Source organism: Paenibacillus sp. FSL R5-0378 (assembly GCF_038009285.1).
Lineage (GTDB): Bacteria > Bacillota > Bacilli > Paenibacillales > Paenibacillaceae > Paenibacillus_AQ > Paenibacillus_AQ favisporus.
Map to the genome: position 1 here is coordinate 1,165,412 of NZ_JBBPAY010000001.1, position 18,801 is coordinate 1,184,212.

Consider the following 18,801-nt stretch of genomic DNA (forward strand, 5'->3'; position numbering starts at 1 on the left):
GGGTTTGAGATCAGGAGGAAAAGTGTTGGTGGTTTGAGATCTGAACAGTACCAGCGAAAAGGCTGATTGATTTGGGATTTGTGATTGTTGAGAGCAGTTAGTGGGTTTGAGATCAGGAAGAGTGTTGGTGGTTTTGAAATCTGAACAGTACCGGAGAAAAGGCTGATTGACTTGAGATTTTTGGAGTGTCGTGGAGCAGTTGATTGGCTTGTGAATTGTGGAGTTCTAGGGAGCAGTTCGTGAATTTAAAACCAGGAGAACAACGGGAAAAAGAAAGGTTTGGGCCCTTACGCCCTCTTGCTGGTCCCAATTAGACTGGATTTGTCTACTGACAACGAACAAAACTCGATTTTGTCTTTTAAAAGGTGGACACTAGTACCATACCTTTGGTCCATCGTGAGTTTCTAGATATAGATTATTCGTGAGTTTTAACACTAAATATAGAGGTATCCTCTTTGATTCGAGGGCTGGAGATATAAGTGCCGTGTCTTTCTTTTGTGGGACAAAATAGAGAAATGTACACTGGAAAAGGACGATTTTCGTATACCCCCCTCTTTATTCTTATAAAGTAAGCGAAGGGCACATAGAAGTGAGTCGTGCAGGGGTCCCCGGAAATGAACCCTCATTAATAAGCAACTAGTCTCTTCAGAGGGTCCCATTGAAGAGCCAAAAAGAGTCCCCATCGAAGGGACCCTCATTGAAAAAGCAGCCATTCCCCATAGGGGAGGCTGCTTTTTATCTGTTTAATAGGCGTTGCGTTGGGCATATTAGCGCTTCTCGACAAGCTGCTTCACCGAAGACTCGGAGGAAGTCTCTTCTTCCTCGACGATTCCGCGTGTGGAGCTCCGGAACTCGCGGAGCGTGTCCCCGAACGCTCTTCCGAGCTGCGGGAGCTTCGATGGCCCGAAGAGGACGAGGGCGATGGCCAAAATAATGACCAGGCCGGATACACCAATGTTGTTCAGCATAGCATGTACACCTCTTTTCTGGATTAACGTCCTAGCCCCAGATGACTGAACGCTGGACGGATGGCGGCTGTCGTATGGTCAGGACTGCAACCCCGAGTTGCCGGACTACGGAACTGATGCGGTCTCGGGTAGACGGAGAGTGCAATTTCATAGTTGCCTGACGGATTGAACTGCTGCAGTTGCCAGACTTTGGGGCTGTCCAGCTGCTGATGAACAGGAACTGCAGTAGCCCAGCAACCGGATGGCGGGAATGCAGCGACCTAGCTGCCGGATGGGCTGGACTGCATTTTCCGCCACTGGCGGCCGGATACGTAAACGCTGATCTCGAACAGCAGGATGAGCGGAATGGTGACGGACAGGTGCGAGACGAAATCCGGCGGCGAAATGCAGGAGCCGAGGATCGCCAGCCCCAAGTACGCGTATTTGCGCGTCTTTCTCAGCGTATCGGGCGTCAAGATTCCGATTCGGGTCAGGAACAGAATGACCACTGGAAGCTCGAAGGCGATGGCCATCGGGATGACCAGATCGAACAGGAACCCGAAGTACCGGTCAATCCCGTACGTTTCGATCGCCCCGATCGTTTGGTTCATGCGCTTCATGAACTTCAGCATCATCGGAAACACGACGTAATAGCTGAACGACAGCCCAGCCAGAAAAAGCATGAATGCGACCGGAATGAAGGGGAACGCGCTCTTCGCCTCATGCTCTGTGAGCCCCGGCTTCACAAAAGCCCATAGCTGGTACAGCAGGACGGGAACCGTGAACATTAGCGCGAAGATCAGCGCGCACTTCATGTAGATCAGAATGCCGTCCGTAAAGGAAAACACGTTCCAGGCGATCGGCTCCGCCAAAGGCTGAGACTTGAGGTAGAGCAGGATGCCGGGGGCGGCGTACAATCCGGCGGCAAACGTCACGATGAAGCAGATGCCGACGATGATCAGCCGCTTTCGCGCCTCGGCGACATGAACAATCCAGTTGTCTTGATCCATTTGATTTCCTCCGCTTTTTCCTTGCCCCCAGGCGGTGTTTTCGCTTAAACGAGAGATCCGCCCGATTTCAAATACTTCGCAATGCCTTCCGCAGCCCGGTAAGCGAGGGCGCCAACGGTACCCGTCGGGTTATAACCGCTGTTATGCGGGAAGGCGGATGCGCCGACGACAAACACGTTTTCGGCATCCCACATTTGGAGATAGTTGTTGACGACCGAAGTTGAAGGGTCGGATCCCATTATCGCGCCGCCGGTGTTGTGCGTGGATTGATACGGCACGATATTGAACGGCCCCAGCTCTTTGGAGGAGCCGATGGACGAAGGCTTCATTTCCTTCATGATGGCTTCGGTTTTACCTGCCATGAAGGCGATCATCTGCCGGTCCTGCTCCTCAAAGTCGAACGTGATCCGGACCAGCGGTTTGCCGTAAGCATCCTTGTAGGTCGGATCCAGATCGAGATAGTGGTGCCTCCATGGCATGCTCGATCCCTGCGCCGCCACGGTCAAGTAGTTGTTCGCGTATTTCAGCGAGGTCGCTTTAAAGTCTTTGCCCCACGTTGGCGTCCCTTTCGGAACCGAATTGTTCGCGATCGGGCGGAGCCCGGTTTGCGAAATCCGGATGCCGGCACCGTGGATGAAATTCAGATCGCTGTGGTCAAAGTTGTCGCCGTTGAAGTCCGGGATCTCCATGCCAAGCGCGCCGGCTCCGGCAAACAGGTTGAACTGCTGGTCGTCATAAAATCCCGTCGCCGACCCGCCATTCGTTTGGTAAGCGTAGTTTTTGCCCACGACGCCCGTTCCCGTATTCGGATCGTACGGCTTGCCGAGCTTGGACGTCAGCAGCAGCCGGACGTTGTTGAACACGTAGCTCGCCAGAATGACGACGTCTGCCGGCTGCTCATATTCCTGGCCGGTCAACGGGTTGACGTATTTCACGCCGGTGGCTTTTTTCCCGTCATGCAGAATATCCGTCACGTTGGCATACTCACGGAGCTCGAAATGCCCCGATTTCTGTGCGACCGGAAGCACGGTCACGACCGGATCGGCCTTGGCGCCGTATTCGCAGCCGAACCGCTCGCAATAGCCGCAGTACTGGCAAGGGGCGCGGGTAATGCCGTCGGGGTTCGTATACTGCTCGGACAGGTTGGCCGACGGCATCATATACGGATGGTAGCCCAGCTTTTTGGTCGCTTCCTCGAACATTTTGATCATCGGCGTCTTGATCATCGGCTTGGTCGGGAACGGTTTGGAGCGCTTGCCGACCATCGGCGTCTGTTCTTGTTCCCCGGAGATGCCTGCGACCTCTTCGAACTTGTAGAAATAGGGCTCCAGCTCGTCGTATGTAATGCCCCAGTCCTGAATGGTCATGCCATCCGGAATTTTTTTCTTCCCATAGCGCTCGATCGTTTTGCTCCGGATCTCGAAATCGTACGGCAGAAACCGGTACGTTTGTCCATTCCAGTGGATGCCTGCGCCTCCGAGGCCTTCCCCGAGCAGGAAGGCGCCGTACTGGCGCATCGGCAGGGCGGTCATTTTCGATGTGTTCCGAAAGGTGATCGTTTCCTTGGACAAATCCTGCATCAGTTCATAGCGCTGGGCGTAACGGAGCTCGTCATGGACCATGTAATAATCCTCGGTGGAACGGGGTTTACCGCGTTCCAGGCCGACGACCTTGATTCCCTGTTTGCTTAATTCAGCGGCGATAATGCCGCCGATCCATCCCATCCCGACGATCAATACCGGGACTCTTGGCAATTTCGTAGCCATGGATAACTCTCCTTCTCTGTCAGCATGTAAAAATTAATGTGTGGCCAAATGGTCATGCAGGCTGAGCGGATCTGTTTTTGCAAAAGCGTCCTCACCGACAATTTTGGCATAGGACATCTGGTTGCCCGGATAGTTCCGCATCTTCCAGCCCTCCATGTTGACGTTGCCGCCATAGAGCGGGTCCGCATATACGCCTTCGAGCGTCATATTGCGAAGCAGATCGAAGAAGCTTTTGCCGGTGATGCCGTTAATCACTTCAATGTCACCCTTTTCGAGCGAAGTCAGAATGGCGTCTTTTTCTTCGTCGGCAAGGTCGGTAAACCCCTTTTGGTACTTTTTCTGGCTTGCATTGTCAATGGCGGTAAGCCCGAGCAGGAAGACCTCGTTACGGTTAATGCTCTGATAGTCGCCTTGTGTGGCTTCCCCTTTAACAAAAGGCCCCATGCGGTATTCGCGGGCATTGAAGCCCCAGTGACCGGCTAACTGGTGGTCGATGTAGTAAGCAACACCCAAATCGTTGGCTCCAGGACCGTTATCGTCCTTAGGGAAAATGCGCTCTGTCGCTGCCTGTGTAATTTGCAGCTGGCGCTGGTTGAAGTACATGGTCGCATGGTTATAATCTGCAGCAGGCTGCGTTCCGGTTTGCGGCGATGTCGGCGCATTCGCAGCCGGCTTTTTCTTGTTGAAGCCGCCGGTAATGGCTCCGCCGATCACGCCCCCGACGACCAGACCGCCGATCGCCGTCCCTGAATATTTCAGGAACTGGCGCCTGGACCCGCTTGGTGGTTGTTCCTTTTGTTGTTCTGCCATGGTTGCATTCCTCCTTGAGGGATATGTTCCCCTTTGCTGGGTATATTATGCACATGCCACGCCAAGGCGAAAAAACCGCAAATCCGAGAAATCACGATAATCCGCGTACATGAAAAGCTTATTGCTGGGGCATCGTAGCTGTATTGAGGCAAATTTGAAAAAGTTGAAGGGAGACACCCCCAATGAAAAAATCGATCATTTTCCTGAGCTTGCTGCTCGTTCTTTCCCTGTCCGCCTGCGGTAAAAGCAGCGACAATAACAACAACCAGGGCGCAGCCAATAACAACGCCGGGAATACGGGTGCAACGACCGGTCAAACCGGCGGCAATGCAGCAGCCGGCAACGGGGAAGCGACCTTTAAAGCGAACTGTGTCAGCTGCCACGGCAACAACCTCGAAGGCGCTGTAGGACCGAACCTGCAAAAGGTCGGAGCCAAATACTCCGCGGACGAAATCGCCGGGATCGTATCGAACGGCCGCGGCGGCATGCCGGCTTTCAAAGGCCAACTGTCCGATGCTGACATTCAAGGCGTAGCCCAGTGGTTGGCCGCCAAAAAATAAGCACGCTTCGGCCCAGCCATGCAAAAAGCAGCTTTCCGTCAGGGGGCTGCTTTTTTACTTCGCCGGGAAAACGGCGCTGCATTCGCATGTTCGCTGCAGGCTTCATGCTTGGCGGCTTGTTTATTTTTCGACAAAATCGGGTAATTTTAGTGAAAATTCAACATCAAGAATTTCGATATGGGGGGTTTCGCATGAAAATGGGAAGAATCCTTCTGGCCTGCCTGCTGCTCGCGTCGATGCTGACGGCCTGCGGGAATAACGGGGAGAACGCCGGGAAGGTCAAGCTGGAGTTTTTTCAAAACAAGCCGGAGGCCAAAGGCTCCTTTGATAAGCTGGTGGCCAAGTTCAACGCTTCGCACCCCGGGATCCAGGTCACCCAGGTGAATCCGCCGGATGCCGAAACGGTCTTGAAGACAAGGGTCGTCAAGAACGACATTCCCGACGTCATCGGCATGGGCGCGACCGACACGTATTCGATCCTGGCGCAGAGCGATATTTTCGCCGATCTGACCCAGAGCAAGCTGGTCGAATCCATTGATCCGAACTACATAAAAATGCTCAAGGACGTAACGGGGCTGAGTAAAATTACCGGCATCCCTTACGCAACCAACGCCAACGGCATTATGTACAACAAGGACATCTTCAAGAAGCTGGGGCTGAGCGTTCCGAAAACGTGGGATGAGCTGATTGCGACTGCCCAAAAGGTGAAGGACAGCGGCATCATTCCGTTTTATTTTACATACAAGGACGACTGGCAGACGAACCTGCCGTTTAATGCGCTGGCACCCAACCTGGTCGGCATCGATTTCTTCAAGCAGCGCCGTGAAAATCAGGTGACCTTCCAGGAGAAGTTCCGCGAGGTGGCGGAGAAGCAGCTGAAGCTGCTCGATTACGGACATGGGGACAACTTCGGGAAAACATACGCGGACGGCAACCGTGCCTTTGCGCGCGGGGAATCGGCCATGTATATCCAGGGCAGCTGGGCCATTCCGGAAATCCGGAAATCGAACCCGAACGCGAATATCGGCTTCTTCCCGTTCCCGACCGGAAACGACCCGGACAAGAACAAGCTGATCTCCGGGGTGGACACGCTGCTGACCATCTCCGAGAGCACCAAGCATAAAAAAGAAGCGGAGGAATTCATCGCTTTTCTCCTCGAGCCGGACAACATCGGCCAGTACATCAAAGAGCAGACCGCGTTCTCGGCCGTTAAAGGTGTGACGCAGGACGACCCGGCGGTTGCCGAGCTGCAGCCTTATTTCAAGGCGGGCCGAGTCGTCGATTTTGCCGACCACTATATCCCGGCCGCCGTGCAGCTGAACTCGATCGTTCAGGGATTCCTGCAAAACCGGAATATCGACGCCTACCTGAAAATGCTCGATACCGAGTGGGACAAAGTCCAGAGCCGGAAATAACATCATGACTAAAAGAGGAGGATGAAGGGATGTCCAAGCGACTTACGGCGTTTTATTGGATGACCGTGCCGGCGGTCGTACTGTTCTTCGTATTTATGACACTGCCCGCCCTGCAGGGCATTTACTATTCGTTCACGAACTGGAACGGGTTCGGTAAACATTACGACTTTATCGGGTTCCGCAACTACGCAAACCTCTTTACGGACAGCAACGTGGGGAACGCCTATCTGTTCACCTTCAAGTTCGCCATTGTCGTCACCATTCTGATCAATGTGCTCAGTCTGCTGATCGCCCTTGGCCTGAACGCGCGGATCAAGGCGCGCAACTTCTTCCGCGGCATTTACTTTTTGCCGAACATTTTGAGCGTGCTGATCGTCGGTTACATTTTCAACTATCTGTTCTCCAACGTCTTTACGATCTGGGGGCAGAACCTGGGCATCCATGCGTTCTCAACGAACATACTGGGCAACGAAAATCTAGCCTGGATCGGGGTCGTCATCGTGGCGGTATGGCAGGGGATTGCGTTTAATACGATTCTGTATCTGGCAGGACTCCAGACCATCCCGGCTTCGCTGTATGAAGCTTCAAATTTGGACGGGGCCAGCCGCTGGCAGGAATTCTGGAGAATTACCTTTCCGCTCATTTCCCCGTTTTTCACGATCAATATGGTGCTGGCGATGAAAAACTCGCTGATGGTCTTCGACCAGGTCGTCGCCTTGACCAATGGCGGGCCCGGCCGGGCGACACAGTCCATTTCGCACCTGATCTACATCGGCGGGTTCCAGGGAGGCGAGTTCGCCTACCAGTCCGCCAACTCGGTCATTTATTTTATCGTCATTGCGATCATCTCCATCCTGCAGCTTAAATTTCTTCAAGGAAGGGAGAGCGATATGTAATGAGAACGAAAACGAACTGGGCCGTCATGATCCTGATTGCCTTGGGGACGCTGCTGATTTTGTTCCCGCTGTACATGACCTTGACCATTGCGCTGAAAAATCCCGAGGAGATGACGCGGTCGGTCTTCGCGATTCCGACGACGTTTCACTGGGAAAACTTCTCGAACGCGGTGAAAATGACCAACTTCTTCCGCGCATTCCGCAACAGCGCGCTCGTGACGATCTCGACGGTGGTGCTGACGCTGCTCACCAACTCGCTCGTGGCGTACGCCATCGCCCGGAATATGCACCGGAAGTTCTTCAAAGGGCTGTACTTCTACTTCATCAGCGCGATGTTCATTCCGTTCCCGATCATCATGCTGCCGATCGTCAAGCTGGCGTCGGCGCTGCACATGACCAATCTGGTCGGCCTGACGATTCTGCATACGGTGTATGCGCTGGCCTTTAACGTCTTCGTCTACGTCGGCTACATCCGCTCGATCCCGACGGCGCTCGAGGAGGCCGCCACGGTGGACGGGGCAACGACATGGGGCACGTTCTGGCGGATCATTTTCCCGCTGATGGCGCCGATCAACGCCACCGTCGGCATCCTGATCTGCCTGTCGACGTACAACGACTTCCTGCTCCCGCTGATCATCATCAGCGACCAGGCAAGCTATACGCTGCCGCTCGTGCAGTACATTTTCCAGGGACAGTTCAACACGGACTACAACCTGGCCTTCGCTTCGTATCTGATGGCGATGCTGCCGATGATCATCATCTACCTGTTCGCACAAAAATGGATCATCAACGGCGTGACACAGGGCGCCGTCAAATAAAGTGTAAAGCGTTTGCTACAAGCCGCTCCCCGGGCAAGCACCGGGGGCGGCTTTTGACGTTCTAGACGATAGCCAGTGCTGTAAGCGTGCTGTCATCGCAGCCGCCGGCTTTCTCACAGCTGTTAGCTGCTCGTTCGTGTGCGCTTGCCCTTAGTCCTCCTGCCGCACTTCGGCTTTGACCCGGGGGACTGCAGATTTTTTTCTCCGCTTTAGGTACACGACGAGAACGAGGACCGCAGCAGCCACCAGGATCGCGGCAAGCGAATACTGGGAAATCAAATGCAGGAACTGCTCGATCTTCGAGCCGACCAGTCTGCCGATCATGACATAGACGATGACCCAGGCGAGTCCGCCGATGTAGTTATAGATAAAGAAGGTCCGGACATTGATCCGGAGCACGCCGGACACGTATCCGGTAAAATGCCGGAGTCCAGGCACGAAGTAACAGATCAGAATGAGCTTGGTGCCGTACCGGTCGAACCAGCCGGTAATTTTGGCGATCCGGGCCGGGTTCAGGAGGACGTACTTGCCGTATTTTTCAAAGAAGGGCGTTCCCATACGATACCCGATAATATACGTCACCGTCGTGCCGACAATGGCGCCGATATACGAATACAAAATAATTTGCAGCAGGTGAAAGCTCCCCAGGGTCGACATATGGCCGGAGATGGCCATGGCCAGCTCTCCCGGGAAGGGAATCGCCAACGATTCGGCGAAAAGGCCGCCAAACAGCACCATATACCCGTATTGTTCAAACAGATGGATGATCCACTCCATAGTTTCTCTCCTTACCGGCCTTCGCCGCCTGCAGTCAAATCCAACCTGAGGACGATGCCGTCTCATGCTTTCGTTCATTCTAACGGAGCGGCAGGCCATCCAGAAACTGTCTCTGGACTAGGATCAAACTGGACTTTGGTCTTGGAGATTGCAGAAACTTTGCGAAAATCCCTGAATAATAAGAAAAACGCCTATCGACGTACCTTCAAAGTAGACAGACCGCGGTTAGCGGTTGTTTTTCTTGCGGTATAAGGAGGAGCACTCTCTGGAGCTTATACTTTCATATATCTTCAAATAAAAAGGACACTTCCCCTTCGGTCGAAAGGGAAATGCCCATTTTTAAGGTTTGCGGTTATTTCTTCGTGCCATGCTGCTTGGTCGGAAGCTTTGCGCTGGCTCCTTTGCTGATGCCATCCTTGTGTTTGCGGGCTTTTTCCTGGGTATCGTGGAGCTTCTCCACATACTCATGCGTGCTGTCCATGGCTGTTCATCCTCCTTGTGTTTGCAGTCGGCATTCCCTGTTACTATGACCACTCCGGGCGGCCTGCATTCATCCTGCGGGAGGAAGGCAGAAGAATAAAAATACCCAGAAACGTTTGACAAAAACCGGTCAGCTGTTAGAATAATAACTAAGTCAGTTAATTGAGAATGAATATCATTATTAATTAGATCGAAAGTGACATATGCTTTTTCGGAATATTTTCATTATTTTCAATGACTGGCCAGACTAAAGAAAGCGTTGGATAGCCATGAAAAACACTTACCTGTGGACGCTGTGGATCCTGCTTATCGTATTCTCAGCCGCTTCTTTGTTTATCGGGGTGAAGGATATTTCCCCGCTGGATCTGTTTCATCTCACAGCCGAACAGAAGCAGGTGCTCTGGATCAGCCGTCTGCCGCGCCTGATCAGCATTATCATTGCCGGCACGAGCATGAGCATTATCGGCCTGATCATGCAGCAGCTGACGAGAAACAAGTTCGTGTCGCCGACGACGGCCGGAACGATAGACTCGGCAAGGTTCGGCATTTTGGTGGCCCTCATGGTGTTTGGTAACGCGGCGCCGCTGGTGAAAATGCTGGTGGCCTTCGTTTTTGCCCTGCTGGGAACGATGATCTTTATGCGGATCCTGGATAAGGTCAAATACAAGGACGCAATTTTCATTCCGCTTGTCGGACTCATGTTCGGCAACATTGTCAGCTCGGTCACGACGTTTTTTGCCTATAAAAACGATCTGATCCAGAACATGTCCTCCTGGCTGCAGGGCGATTTTTCCATGATCCTCAAAGGCCGATACGAGATGCTGTACATCAGCATTCCGCTCCTGATCATCGCCTATCTGTTCGCGAACCGCTTTACAATTGCGGGCATGGGGGAGGAGTTCGCGGTGAACTTGGGGCTTAACTATAAGGCCGTCGTCAATATCGGACTGGTCATCGTCGCCGCTATTTCATCGGTCGTGATTTTAACCGTGGGCATGATTCCTTTTCTGGGCCTGGTCGTTCCGAACATCGTCACGATGTATCTGGGGGATCATCTGAAAAAAAGCCTGCTACATACCGCACTACTGGGAGCTGTGTTCGTTCTGTTCTGCGACATTCTGGGCCGGGTCATCATCTTTCCGTATGAAATCTCCATCGGCGTCACTGTCGGGGTGATTGGCAGCGCGATCTTTATCTATTTACTGCTGAGAAGAAGGGCTTATACATGAGCAAATCCAACCTGACCAAGCTGATCGTTCTAACCGTCATCGCACTTGTCCTGATTGCTGTCTTTATGGTGATCCAGTCCGGGGGCAACTGGGACTATATCCTTCCGCGCAGGGGCAAAAAAGTGCTGGCCATGGTCCTGACCGGCGGAGCGATCGCCTTCTCGACGGTCGTGTTCCAGACGATTACCAACAACCGCATTTTGACGCCGAGTATTATGGGGCTGGATTCCCTTTATATGCTATTTCAGACCTTTATGGTCTACGTTTTCGGCTCAATCAGCCTGACGGCGATGGGCAAAAACGTGAATTTTCTCATATCCGTCGGTATGATGGCCGTGTTCTCGGTGGTGTTCTACAAGCTCCTTTTTAAAAGGGAAGGCCAGAACATTTACTTTCTGCTTCTGCTCGGTCTGATCTTCGGCACATTGTTTCAGAGCCTGTCCTCCTTTATGGAGGTGCTCATCGATCCGAACGAGTTCCAAATCGTCCAGGACAAAATGTTTGCCAGCTTCAACAACGTCAATACGGATCTGCTGCTGGTTTCGGCGGCAGGGATCGTGCTGGTGACCGCCTATTTTATGCGCTATACCAAGTATCTCGATGTTATTGCTATGGGAAGGGATCACGCCGTCAATCTGGGCGTCGATTACGACCGGGTGGTGAAAAGGCTGCTCATTGTTGTGGCGGTGCTCATTTCCATCGCGACGGCGCTCGTCGGGCCGATCACCTTCCTGGGGTTGCTCGTGGCGAACGTGGCCTATCAGCTGATGCGGACCTACCGGCACACGCTGCTGATTCCGGCTGCGGTGCTGATCAGCATCGTCGCCCTTGTAGGCGGGCAGCTGCTGGTGGAGCGGGTGTTTACCTTCTCCACGACGCTGAGCGTCATCATCAATATGGTCGGCGGCGCGTACTTTATCTATCTTTTGCTAAAGGGGAGTAAATCATCGTGATCGAGGTTAAAGGGGTTTCCAAACAATATGGCGGCAAAACAGTGGTCGACAACGTCTCGGTGAACATCGCCAAAGGGAAAATCACCTCCTTTATCGGTGCCAACGGGGCGGGCAAAAGCACGCTTCTCTCCATGATCAGCCGCCTCATATCCTGTGACGGCGGTGAAATCCTGATCGAAGGGGAGCGGGTGGACCGCTGCAAGAGCAGCGAACTCGCCAAGAAGATCTCGATTCTGAAACAGTCCAATCATATTAACGTCCGCTTGACGGTTAAGGAACTGGTAAGCTTCGGCCGGTTTCCTTACTCGCAGGGCCGGCTGAAGCCGGAGGACTGGAAATACGTCCAGGAAGCCATCGATTATATGGAGCTCGACGATCTGCAGGACCAGTACCTGGACCGGCTGAGCGGAGGGCAGCAGCAGCGGGCCTTTATCGCCATGGTTATTGCCCAGAACACCGACTACGTGCTGCTGGATGAACCGCTGAACAACCTGGACATGAAGCACTCGGTGCAGATCATGAAGGTGCTGCGGCGGATGGTGGATGAGCTGGGTAAGACGGTCATTATCGTCATTCATGACATCAATTTTGCCTCCGTCTATTCGGACGACATCGTCGCGCTGAAGAACGGCAGAGTCGTGAAGGAAGGAACGGCGGACGAGATCATCGATACGCCGGTGCTGAAGCAGGTCTACGGGATGGATATCCCCATTGAGAACATTAACAACAACAAAATTTGCGTTTATTTTGCCTGAATCCGGAGGCCCGGGAGAGGTAAGAGGCAGTTTGTTCGAAAAATAAAATTCTCCCTGAGTTGAACGGGTCAGGTGAAGAATCATATGCAGTGCTAACCAAGGGAAATTATATGCGTGGACTCATCCCAGCCAGGCGCCGGCGGATAGTTCATCACATAATTTTATACATTTACGGCTTGGTTCAAGCCGAAAACCAAATCAGAATATGGGGTGGATGAAGTTGAATACAAGAAAGATGATGCTGTTCATCATCACGGCCGTATTGGTCGTCGTCCTGGCGGCATGCGGCAATAAAAATACGGCAGAACCCGCGAAAGAGGCGTCTGCTGAACCAACCAACACTTCGGCGGCTTCTGGTTCCGAGGAGCTGACGATTAAACATAAGCTGGGCGAGACAAAGGTCAAAAAAAATCCGCAGAAGGTCGTCGTGTTCGACTTTGGCATTCTGGATACATTGGATAAATTGGGCGTTCAGGTTACCGGGGTTCCGCAGGCGAACATTCCTCCGTACCTGTCCAAGTACGCCGACAAGGATGCATACAGCAACGTGGGGAGCCTGAAAGAGCCGGATTTTGAAAAAATCAACGCACTGAGCCCGGACCTGATTATTATCTCCGGCCGCCAATCCGATGCTTACGAAGAGCTCAGCAAGATCGCGCCGACGGTCTACCTGGGCCTGGATACGACACGGTACATGGAATCGTTTAAGGAGAATATGAACACCGTCGGCCAGATCTTCGGCAAAGAGGACGAGATCCAAACGGAGCTGGACCATGTCGACAAGACGATCGCGGAAATTCACGATAAAGCCGCTGCATCGGGCAAAAACGCCCTGATCGTGCTGGCGAATGAAGGCAAGCTGAGCGCTTACGGCGCGGGCTCCCGCTTCGGACTGATCCACGACGTGCTGGGCTTTACGCCGGTGGATGCAAACATTGAAGCTTCTACGCACGGTCAAAGCGTCACATCCGAATACGTAGCCGAGAAGAATCCGGACTACCTGTTTGTCGTGGACCGCGGCGCGGCTGTGGCCGGAGAAGGCGGAGAATCCGTATCCGCCAAGCAGACGGTGGAGAACGATCTGATCAAAAATACAAAAGCCTTCAAAGAAGGGCACATCGTATATCTAGATCCGAACTACTGGTACCTATCCGGCGGCGGACTGCTGTCGGTACAGGAGATGGTCAAGGAAGTCGGAGCAAGCATTCAGTAGCTAGGGAAAGAGTACGCGGCCGTTGAGGCGCGTGCCACAAGGAGCTGTCGCGGAGGTCCGTAAGGACGCCGCGGCGGTTTTTTTGCGTTTGGTGGGTACAGCAGGCGAAGTGTTGGGAGGCAAACAGGGAGAGGCGGGGAATCGGGGACTGGAGGGGACACGCGACTGAAATTGAAATAGATGTACTTGTGCACCTATTTACTCTTACTGCCTTCTCTGTCACCTTATCGCTGTCGTTCCGCCAGCATCAGGAAGTAGGTGACCAGATAAGCGCAAGAGGTAGCGCCAAACCATGCAAATATGCCCGGGGTCATCGCGAGGTACAAACTAATGGGCAGGGACCAAAGAAAAGCGATCAGCACAAGCGCTTTACGGCGAAACCAAGCAGACACGATCGCAAGGACGGCCGGCACGCATAGCGTAAAGAAGGTGATTTGAAGGGGGCCGGTTTCGAGGCTGGATGAATACGGATTGAAAAAGCCCAGCTTCATCCAAAGCAGGATGGTGGCTGTACCGGCAATCGTTGCGAGCAGAGCTGCCGGGCGTCTAAGTTGGCGTTTCATCGATAAAACACCTCTTTCGTCACTTGAATAAATCGGGGTGCTATCTATCTATTGGTTCCTTTCGTTCCTCCATCTTGGCCGCTCCTTCCGCAGAACCGGGGGTTACCTCCAATTCAGAAAAAGGCGATTGGTGGACCATAAAGAAGAAACGGGAATGCCCCGTAACGGACAGCTCTTGAGCTTCGTTATTCCCTTTTACGGTCATGCTGGTAATCTTCGGATCAAACACTTTTCCGGCAAGAATGTTCACATTACGCCCCTTAGCGGTTTGAACGGTAAAGCCTCCGGTCATATAAGGGGTGTCCTCTCCTTCAAAGTTCAAATAGGCAGATAACCGGTACCACTGATATCCGCGGGATCCCTCGTTCACCCCGCCCACACCGAAGGCGCCGTATTTTTCGTAAAAGATAAGCTCTTCCCCGTCGACCGTGATGGTCGTGAGTACGTCGGACCGTTCAACCTGCTCTTCATGAAGGCCATATTCCACGGCCTGTTCAGCACTGTGAAACCATGGAGGGCCGGGCGAGGCCGACGTTGCTTGGCTGCAGCCTATCAACAGGCAGATGGCATATAACACAATCGGTACCATGACCAGTCTGGTTTGAATTTTGATCACGGGTGCACCTCCTACTCATATCTCAAAATCCAACGTCTTTTACTCTTGAACGTTACGCTGCGGTAAAAGTTGGCTTAACAGTATCATTTCATCATACGCCTCCATCCTATTGTGCGGTAAATCGGGAATATGCTTAAATAACAGAAAGGGTTACAAACGGTCGCCAACATGCGCGGTTGAAGAAAGGGGGGAGCATGGTGGCCCAGCTGGATTTTGATCCTAGCGGATATACAGTCAGCTACCAGGAGGAGCGCATTTCGCTGCTTGCCAAAGAGTATGCCCTGCTGCAATTTTTATACAGCCATCGCGGTCAGGCTTTCAGCCGGGAACAGCTGTTGGACCGGGTATGGCCGATGGAATATCCGGTGGAGCGGACGGTGGACGACCACATTTACCGTCTGCGTAAGAAGCTGCGTCCTTGGAGTAACCGGGTCTTTCTGAACACGGTGCGCGGCTATGGCTACAGCCTGACGGTCAAAGAGCCGGATCTCCGCAATCCGTCGATGCAGGATACCGAGCTGCAGGCCCAAATGCGGCAGCTGATGAACAAGTACCTCATGTACGGTCAATGCAAATCGATGATTACGCTGGCGAGCCAGCAGGATCTGCTCGGATTTGAGCTGCCCCCGTCCCACCTGATTTTTATCCGGTATGCGCAGGCGGATATCAACTGGTTTTTAACGGATACCGAATTTCCGCCGTCGAGCAAGCTGTATTATTTGCTGCATTTTTACTTGTACTTTTACAATGAGCCGGGAAAATGCCTGGATTATTTCGAGCGAACCATGGCCGCCAACATTGGTCCGGAGGATCATCAGCGGGAGCTGAGGATTTTAAATATTATCGGGCTGTATACCGACAACGGCCGGGCCGAAGAGGATCTGTCCAGGGTTAAGGCGGCATACGAGGCCGTTCGCGAGGCGGGGGGAGATCTGGATATGTTCAACGTCCATATCAAAATGGCGGAGATGTACGTCCACCTGGGTGCAGACAACCTGCCCGAAGCCGAACGCTGCGCAGGCGAAGTCGAACGGATGCTGGAGGAAACCCCGTATTTGCGGGAAATTTGCTTTTATCACGGGCTTAAAGGCCGGATGCTGCTCCGGCAGGGGAAACGCGCCGAGGCCGCGGCTGCCCTGAACTACGGCATTGAGGTTGGAGAGATGACGCACAACGTGCCGCTGATCGTCGGATCGATTCGGGAAACGCTGGTTTATCTGGAGCGCAGCGTGCAGGATCCCCAGCTTCACCGCCAGTTTGCCGCAAAATACGCCGAATATAACCGGATGTATCAACTGGAAGCCAATAAAGCGCCGATCGAAGAGAAAATTGAAAGCATTCTGGACGCTGTCTGATGTTCCTCTGATATTCCTTCGTTACAGTGAGAGTACGCCACATTCTGACTGAACGGAGGAATTTTTCATGTCTACCCTTGTTACCGAGCCTCGGCCGCCCGCAAAATCGAAATCGGTGTGGACCAACCGCATCTATGCCAAAATGTTTACGGCTTACGCCATCTCGTCGTTCGGCGAATGGTTCGACGCCTTTGCGATCCAGGTTTTGGTCGCCTACCGCTGGCAGGCCGATCCCTTAATGATTGCGCTGATCCCGGTCATGATGGCCCTGCCGGGCATCCTTCTCGGGTCGCTCGCGGGGGTGGTCGCCGACCGGTGGAAAAAGGTCAACCTGATGCTGATCGCCGATGCGGCCGAGACCGTTCTAACGGTCCTGCTGCTGTTTGCTCCCGGCATGTACTGGCTGCTGCCGCTGCTGGCGCTGCGTGCCGCTATGGGCGTATTCCGCGTCCCGTCCCATCAGGCGCTGACACGCCAGGTGGTCCACGAGGATCAGCTGCTGAAGGCCACTTCCTACAACGGCCTGGTCAACCAGTTCTCCAAAATTGCCGGTCCGCTGCTGGGCGCGGTCGTCCTGACGGTGCTTTCCCCGCAGCTGTGTATTCTGGTGAATGCCGTAACCCGGTTAATCTCCTGCCTTCTGCTGTTTACGCTGCGCCGAATCGAGGCAAATCATACAGCTCCCCAGGCGGACATGAATCCGGGTGAAAATGCCGGTCCGGAGAACAGACCGGGCTTCATCGAGCAATGGAAGCAGGGCTGGGCGGTGCTGCTGCAGCGCCGGATTCTGCTCACCACGCTGATCGTGAATATGACGGTCATCCTCGTTATTCTTATGATCGATTTCCAGTTTCCCACGCTCTATAGAGAGATTGCTCCAAATAACGAATCTCTTCTGGGCTGGATGGTCTCCTCAACCGGCGTGGGTGCCGTAGCCACGATCATGATCTTGAACCGCCGGAACCGGATCGGTTACGGCACAGGAATCGGAGGCGGCATTGTCCTGGTAGGCGCAGCGATCGGGGCGATGGGGCTGCTGAGACCCGGTTCTCCGGAGATCTGGAGCATCGTGCTGGGCCTTATCATCGGGATCGGCAACGGGCTGTTTATGGTGACGAACAATTACGCGCTGCAAAAGGAGACGCCGGAAGGCATGACCGGACGGATATTCGGCATTCAGAACATGATGTCCAGTACGATCATGATCGCAGCTCCGTTGGCCGGCGGTCTGCTGATCAAGGGATTTGGCGTGGGAGAGGTATTTTGCGTCCTGGGCCTGCTCGTTCTTGCCTTTGGGATCATCTGCCTTCTGCTGCAGCGGATGCTCTGGCCGACGGACGCCAAGAAACGCGCCCATGAAGAACCTCTGCGGGAGGTGTCCGGGTAGACGGTGCCGCCTTGATCCTGTGCAGGCCGGATAACTCCCGGGCATGAGCACTTCTTCTGCGAGCTCAACGAGGAGCGGCTTGGCAGCCAGACAAATAAAGCCTTAACAAATACAGCCCTGAGCCGGTCAACCGGCTCAGGGCTGTTTGTTCTGGCTGAAACTCATCCCTGTTTATTCTGGCTGAAACTTCCCCCTGCTTATTCTGTCACCGAACTAAACAATGAAGAGGCTTGGATCCCGCACTTTGGTCGGGGACGGCATCGACCAAAGTCCAGGGAAAAGTCTGGACCCCGGATAGAATTGCCGGAACCTCCTTCTCTGTACAATAAGACGTAATCAATGCCAAAACGTTCGGATGGAGGAGATTATTAATGGAAATGGTCAATGTAAGGAGCGTGGGCGCCCGGCCGGCGTTCCGCTGGTTTGAAGGGGAGAAGTGGCTGGTCCTGACTGCTGTCTTGGGATTTCTGCTGTCCGCCTTCTGCGGGATCTGGACCCTTGCGAACGGGGCGGAAGTAGCCCCTGGGGGCAATGTTCAAAGCGCATTTTCTTTTAACGCTGCGATCGGGATATTTTTGCTGTCGACGGCTCTCATTATCCCGTATTCGGGTCTCGGACGAAGAGGTAGGGCCTTTTACCGCTACCCCTACATCGCGCTCGCACTGTATTCCTATTTTGCCGAAACGGTACAAAATTTCCGGGGGGTCAATCCCCGGTTTGTCAAAGACGGGTCCGCCTTTGACAAGGGAGTGGGCAACATTTTTGCGTCCGTCGCCCTGCTGCTCGTCGTCTTTTATCTGTTCCTGGCTGCTCAGTATTTCCGCCGCAAAGTATACGCGGCTCATCCTGAGCTGGTGACGGGCATCCGTTATGCCATGGTGGCCGTTATGCTGTCTTTTGCAGCTGGGATCTGGATTTCGGTTAACCAAGGCCGGACCGTGGGGCTTCATGGCAACATTATCTGGCTGCACGGCCTAGGCTTCCACGCACTTCAGGCCATCCCGCTCGTCGCCTGGCTGAGTACCCGGACTTCGCTCTCCGTTTGGGTACGTCTCCGAATGATCCACCTGACGGGCACTTGCTACGTGCTTGGATTGGTCTTCATCGGATGGCAGACGATGCTGGGCCATACGGTTCTTGAATGGTCAACCCTTACTGTCGCTGCCGGCTTCTGCTTCCTGCTCTCCTTGGCTGCCGGTGCTTTGATGCTGCGCAACGCGGACGGATTATTGAGAAAAATGCAATGAGTCA

19 protein-coding genes are annotated in these 18,801 nt (G+C 53.6%); 11 read left to right on the plus strand and 8 right to left on the minus strand.

Annotation, left to right across the window (positions count from 1 at the left end):
• Window positions 1-767 precede the first annotated feature (767 nt).
• The 4 genes from MKY74_RS05170 to MKY74_RS05185 form a co-directional block, all read right to left on the minus strand.
• Entirely contained in the window at window positions 768-968 is a 201-nt protein-coding gene (locus MKY74_RS05170) for a twin-arginine translocase TatA/TatE family subunit (RefSeq protein ID WP_076172013.1), read from the minus strand.
• A 260-nt stretch (window positions 969-1,228) separates the two neighbouring features.
• Window positions 1,229-1,957 carry a twin-arginine translocase subunit TatC gene (gene tatC, locus MKY74_RS05175; RefSeq protein ID WP_076172010.1) on the minus strand — a complete coding sequence of 243 codons (729 nt, stop codon included), beginning with the start codon at window positions 1,955-1,957 and terminating at the stop codon, window positions 1,229-1,231.
• A 44-nt stretch (window positions 1,958-2,001) separates the two neighbouring features.
• Window positions 2,002-3,723, minus strand: coding sequence for a GMC family oxidoreductase (locus MKY74_RS05180; RefSeq protein WP_076172008.1), 1,722 nt, complete (start codon window positions 3,721-3,723; stop codon window positions 2,002-2,004).
• A gap of 33 nt (window positions 3,724-3,756) precedes the next feature.
• Window positions 3,757-4,533, minus strand: coding sequence for a gluconate 2-dehydrogenase subunit 3 family protein (locus MKY74_RS05185; protein ID WP_076172005.1), 777 nt, complete (start codon window positions 4,531-4,533; stop codon window positions 3,757-3,759).
• A 182-nt stretch (window positions 4,534-4,715) separates the two neighbouring features.
• On the opposite strand from MKY74_RS05185, the gene MKY74_RS05190 reads away from it, so the two are divergent.
• The 4 genes from MKY74_RS05190 (at window position 4,716) to MKY74_RS05205 (ending at window position 8,222) form a co-directional block, all read left to right on the plus strand.
• Window positions 4,716-5,093, plus strand: coding sequence for a c-type cytochrome (locus tag MKY74_RS05190; RefSeq protein WP_076172002.1), 378 nt, complete (start codon window positions 4,716-4,718; stop codon window positions 5,091-5,093).
• A 191-nt stretch (window positions 5,094-5,284) separates the two neighbouring features.
• Window positions 5,285-6,508 (plus strand): ABC transporter substrate-binding protein, encoded by a 1,224-nt coding sequence (locus tag MKY74_RS05195; protein ID WP_076172000.1) that lies wholly within the window; start codon window positions 5,285-5,287, stop codon window positions 6,506-6,508.
• Between the two features lie 29 nt (window positions 6,509-6,537).
• Window positions 6,538-7,404 carry a carbohydrate ABC transporter permease gene (locus MKY74_RS05200; RefSeq protein WP_076171997.1) on the plus strand — a complete coding sequence of 289 codons (867 nt, stop codon included), beginning with the start codon at window positions 6,538-6,540 and terminating at the stop codon, window positions 7,402-7,404.
• Window positions 7,404-8,222 (plus strand): carbohydrate ABC transporter permease, encoded by an 819-nt coding sequence (locus MKY74_RS05205; RefSeq protein ID WP_076171994.1) that lies wholly within the window; start codon window positions 7,404-7,406, stop codon window positions 8,220-8,222. Before MKY74_RS05200 ends, MKY74_RS05205 begins: the two co-directional genes overlap by 1 nt.
• Window positions 8,223-8,372: 150 nt before the next feature.
• Here MKY74_RS05205 and MKY74_RS05210 read toward each other — a convergent pair whose 3' ends face one another.
• Together MKY74_RS05210 and MKY74_RS05215 are read right to left on the minus strand one after the other, a co-directional pair.
• On the minus strand, window positions 8,373-8,999 hold the full coding sequence (locus MKY74_RS05210) for a DedA family protein (RefSeq protein WP_076171991.1): 627 nt from the start codon (window positions 8,997-8,999) through the stop codon (window positions 8,373-8,375).
• A gap of 352 nt (window positions 9,000-9,351) precedes the next feature.
• On the minus strand, window positions 9,352-9,480 hold the full coding sequence (locus tag MKY74_RS05215) for a DUF4023 family protein (protein WP_076171988.1): 129 nt from the start codon (window positions 9,478-9,480) through the stop codon (window positions 9,352-9,354).
• 268 nt (window positions 9,481-9,748) lie between these two features.
• On the opposite strand from MKY74_RS05215, the gene MKY74_RS05220 reads away from it, so the two are divergent.
• The 4 genes from MKY74_RS05220 to MKY74_RS05235 all read left to right on the plus strand — a co-directional run bounded on the left by MKY74_RS05220 (window position 9,749) and on the right by MKY74_RS05235 (window position 13,629).
• Entirely contained in the window at window positions 9,749-10,708 is a 960-nt protein-coding gene (locus tag MKY74_RS05220) for an ABC transporter permease (protein WP_076171985.1), read from the plus strand.
• Window positions 10,705-11,661, plus strand: a complete 957-nt coding sequence (locus tag MKY74_RS05225; protein ID WP_076171982.1) for an iron chelate uptake ABC transporter family permease subunit — start codon at window positions 10,705-10,707, stop codon at window positions 11,659-11,661. The genes MKY74_RS05220 and MKY74_RS05225 overlap by 4 nt, the downstream gene beginning before the upstream one ends.
• The gene (locus MKY74_RS05230) at window positions 11,658-12,416 is read left to right on the plus strand and encodes an iron ABC transporter ATP-binding protein (RefSeq protein WP_076171979.1); all 759 of its coding nucleotides are present in this window, start codon (window positions 11,658-11,660) and stop codon (window positions 12,414-12,416) included. The genes MKY74_RS05225 and MKY74_RS05230 overlap by 4 nt, the downstream gene beginning before the upstream one ends.
• A gap of 235 nt (window positions 12,417-12,651) precedes the next feature.
• Window positions 12,652-13,629 carry a siderophore ABC transporter substrate-binding protein gene (locus tag MKY74_RS05235; RefSeq protein ID WP_244169317.1) on the plus strand — a complete coding sequence of 326 codons (978 nt, stop codon included), beginning with the start codon at window positions 12,652-12,654 and terminating at the stop codon, window positions 13,627-13,629.
• Between the two features lie 224 nt (window positions 13,630-13,853).
• Here MKY74_RS05235 and MKY74_RS05240 read toward each other — a convergent pair whose 3' ends face one another.
• On the minus strand, window positions 13,854-14,192 hold the full coding sequence (locus tag MKY74_RS05240; protein ID WP_076171973.1) for a hypothetical protein: 339 nt from the start codon (window positions 14,190-14,192) through the stop codon (window positions 13,854-13,856).
• 40 nt (window positions 14,193-14,232) lie between these two features.
• Complete coding sequence (locus MKY74_RS05245) at window positions 14,233-14,808, minus strand: hypothetical protein (RefSeq protein ID WP_076171970.1); 576 nt, start codon at window positions 14,806-14,808, stop codon at window positions 14,233-14,235.
• A 194-nt stretch (window positions 14,809-15,002) separates the two neighbouring features.
• On the opposite strand from MKY74_RS05245, the gene MKY74_RS05250 reads away from it, so the two are divergent.
• From MKY74_RS05250 to MKY74_RS05260, 3 genes are all read left to right on the plus strand, one after another.
• A complete protein-coding gene (locus tag MKY74_RS05250; protein WP_084203957.1) occupies window positions 15,003-16,163 on the plus strand; it encodes a winged helix-turn-helix domain-containing protein in 1,161 nt (386 codons plus the stop codon).
• Window positions 16,164-16,230: 67 nt separating this feature from the next.
• On the plus strand, window positions 16,231-17,550 hold the full coding sequence (locus MKY74_RS05255; protein ID WP_076171967.1) for an MFS transporter: 1,320 nt from the start codon (window positions 16,231-16,233) through the stop codon (window positions 17,548-17,550).
• A 371-nt stretch (window positions 17,551-17,921) separates the two neighbouring features.
• Window positions 17,922-18,797 carry a hypothetical protein gene (locus MKY74_RS05260; RefSeq protein WP_076171964.1) on the plus strand — a complete coding sequence of 292 codons (876 nt, stop codon included), beginning with the start codon at window positions 17,922-17,924 and terminating at the stop codon, window positions 18,795-18,797.
• The last annotated feature ends 4 nt before the right edge of the window (window positions 18,798-18,801 follow it).

Coding starts and splice junctions, on each gene's coding strand:
- MKY74_RS05170 (WP_076172013.1), bottom strand. CDS start 968: ATGCTGAACAACATTGGTGTATCCGGCCTGGTCATTATTTTGGCCATC.
- tatC (WP_076172010.1), bottom strand. CDS start 1,957: ATGGATCAAGACAACTGGATTGTTCATGTCGCCGAGGCGCGAAAGCGG.
- MKY74_RS05180 (WP_076172008.1), bottom strand. CDS start 3,723: ATGGCTACGAAATTGCCAAGAGTCCCGGTATTGATCGTCGGGATGGGA.
- MKY74_RS05185 (WP_076172005.1), bottom strand. CDS start 4,533: ATGGCAGAACAACAAAAGGAACAACCACCAAGCGGGTCCAGGCGCCAG.
- MKY74_RS05190 (WP_076172002.1), top strand. CDS start 4,716: ATGAAAAAATCGATCATTTTCCTGAGCTTGCTGCTCGTTCTTTCCCTG.
- MKY74_RS05195 (WP_076172000.1), top strand. CDS start 5,285: ATGAAAATGGGAAGAATCCTTCTGGCCTGCCTGCTGCTCGCGTCGATG.
- MKY74_RS05200 (WP_076171997.1), top strand. CDS start 6,538: ATGTCCAAGCGACTTACGGCGTTTTATTGGATGACCGTGCCGGCGGTC.
- MKY74_RS05205 (WP_076171994.1), top strand. CDS start 7,404: ATGAGAACGAAAACGAACTGGGCCGTCATGATCCTGATTGCCTTGGGG.
- MKY74_RS05210 (WP_076171991.1), bottom strand. CDS start 8,999: ATGGAGTGGATCATCCATCTGTTTGAACAATACGGGTATATGGTGCTG.
- MKY74_RS05215 (WP_076171988.1), bottom strand. CDS start 9,480: ATGGACAGCACGCATGAGTATGTGGAGAAGCTCCACGATACCCAGGAA.
- MKY74_RS05220 (WP_076171985.1), top strand. CDS start 9,749: ATGAAAAACACTTACCTGTGGACGCTGTGGATCCTGCTTATCGTATTC.
- MKY74_RS05225 (WP_076171982.1), top strand. CDS start 10,705: ATGAGCAAATCCAACCTGACCAAGCTGATCGTTCTAACCGTCATCGCA.
- MKY74_RS05235 (WP_244169317.1), top strand. CDS start 12,652: ATGATGCTGTTCATCATCACGGCCGTATTGGTCGTCGTCCTGGCGGCA.
- MKY74_RS05240 (WP_076171973.1), bottom strand. CDS start 14,192: ATGAAACGCCAACTTAGACGCCCGGCAGCTCTGCTCGCAACGATTGCC.
- MKY74_RS05250 (WP_084203957.1), top strand. CDS start 15,003: ATGGTGGCCCAGCTGGATTTTGATCCTAGCGGATATACAGTCAGCTAC.
- MKY74_RS05255 (WP_076171967.1), top strand. CDS start 16,231: ATGTCTACCCTTGTTACCGAGCCTCGGCCGCCCGCAAAATCGAAATCG.
- MKY74_RS05260 (WP_076171964.1), top strand. CDS start 17,922: ATGGAAATGGTCAATGTAAGGAGCGTGGGCGCCCGGCCGGCGTTCCGC.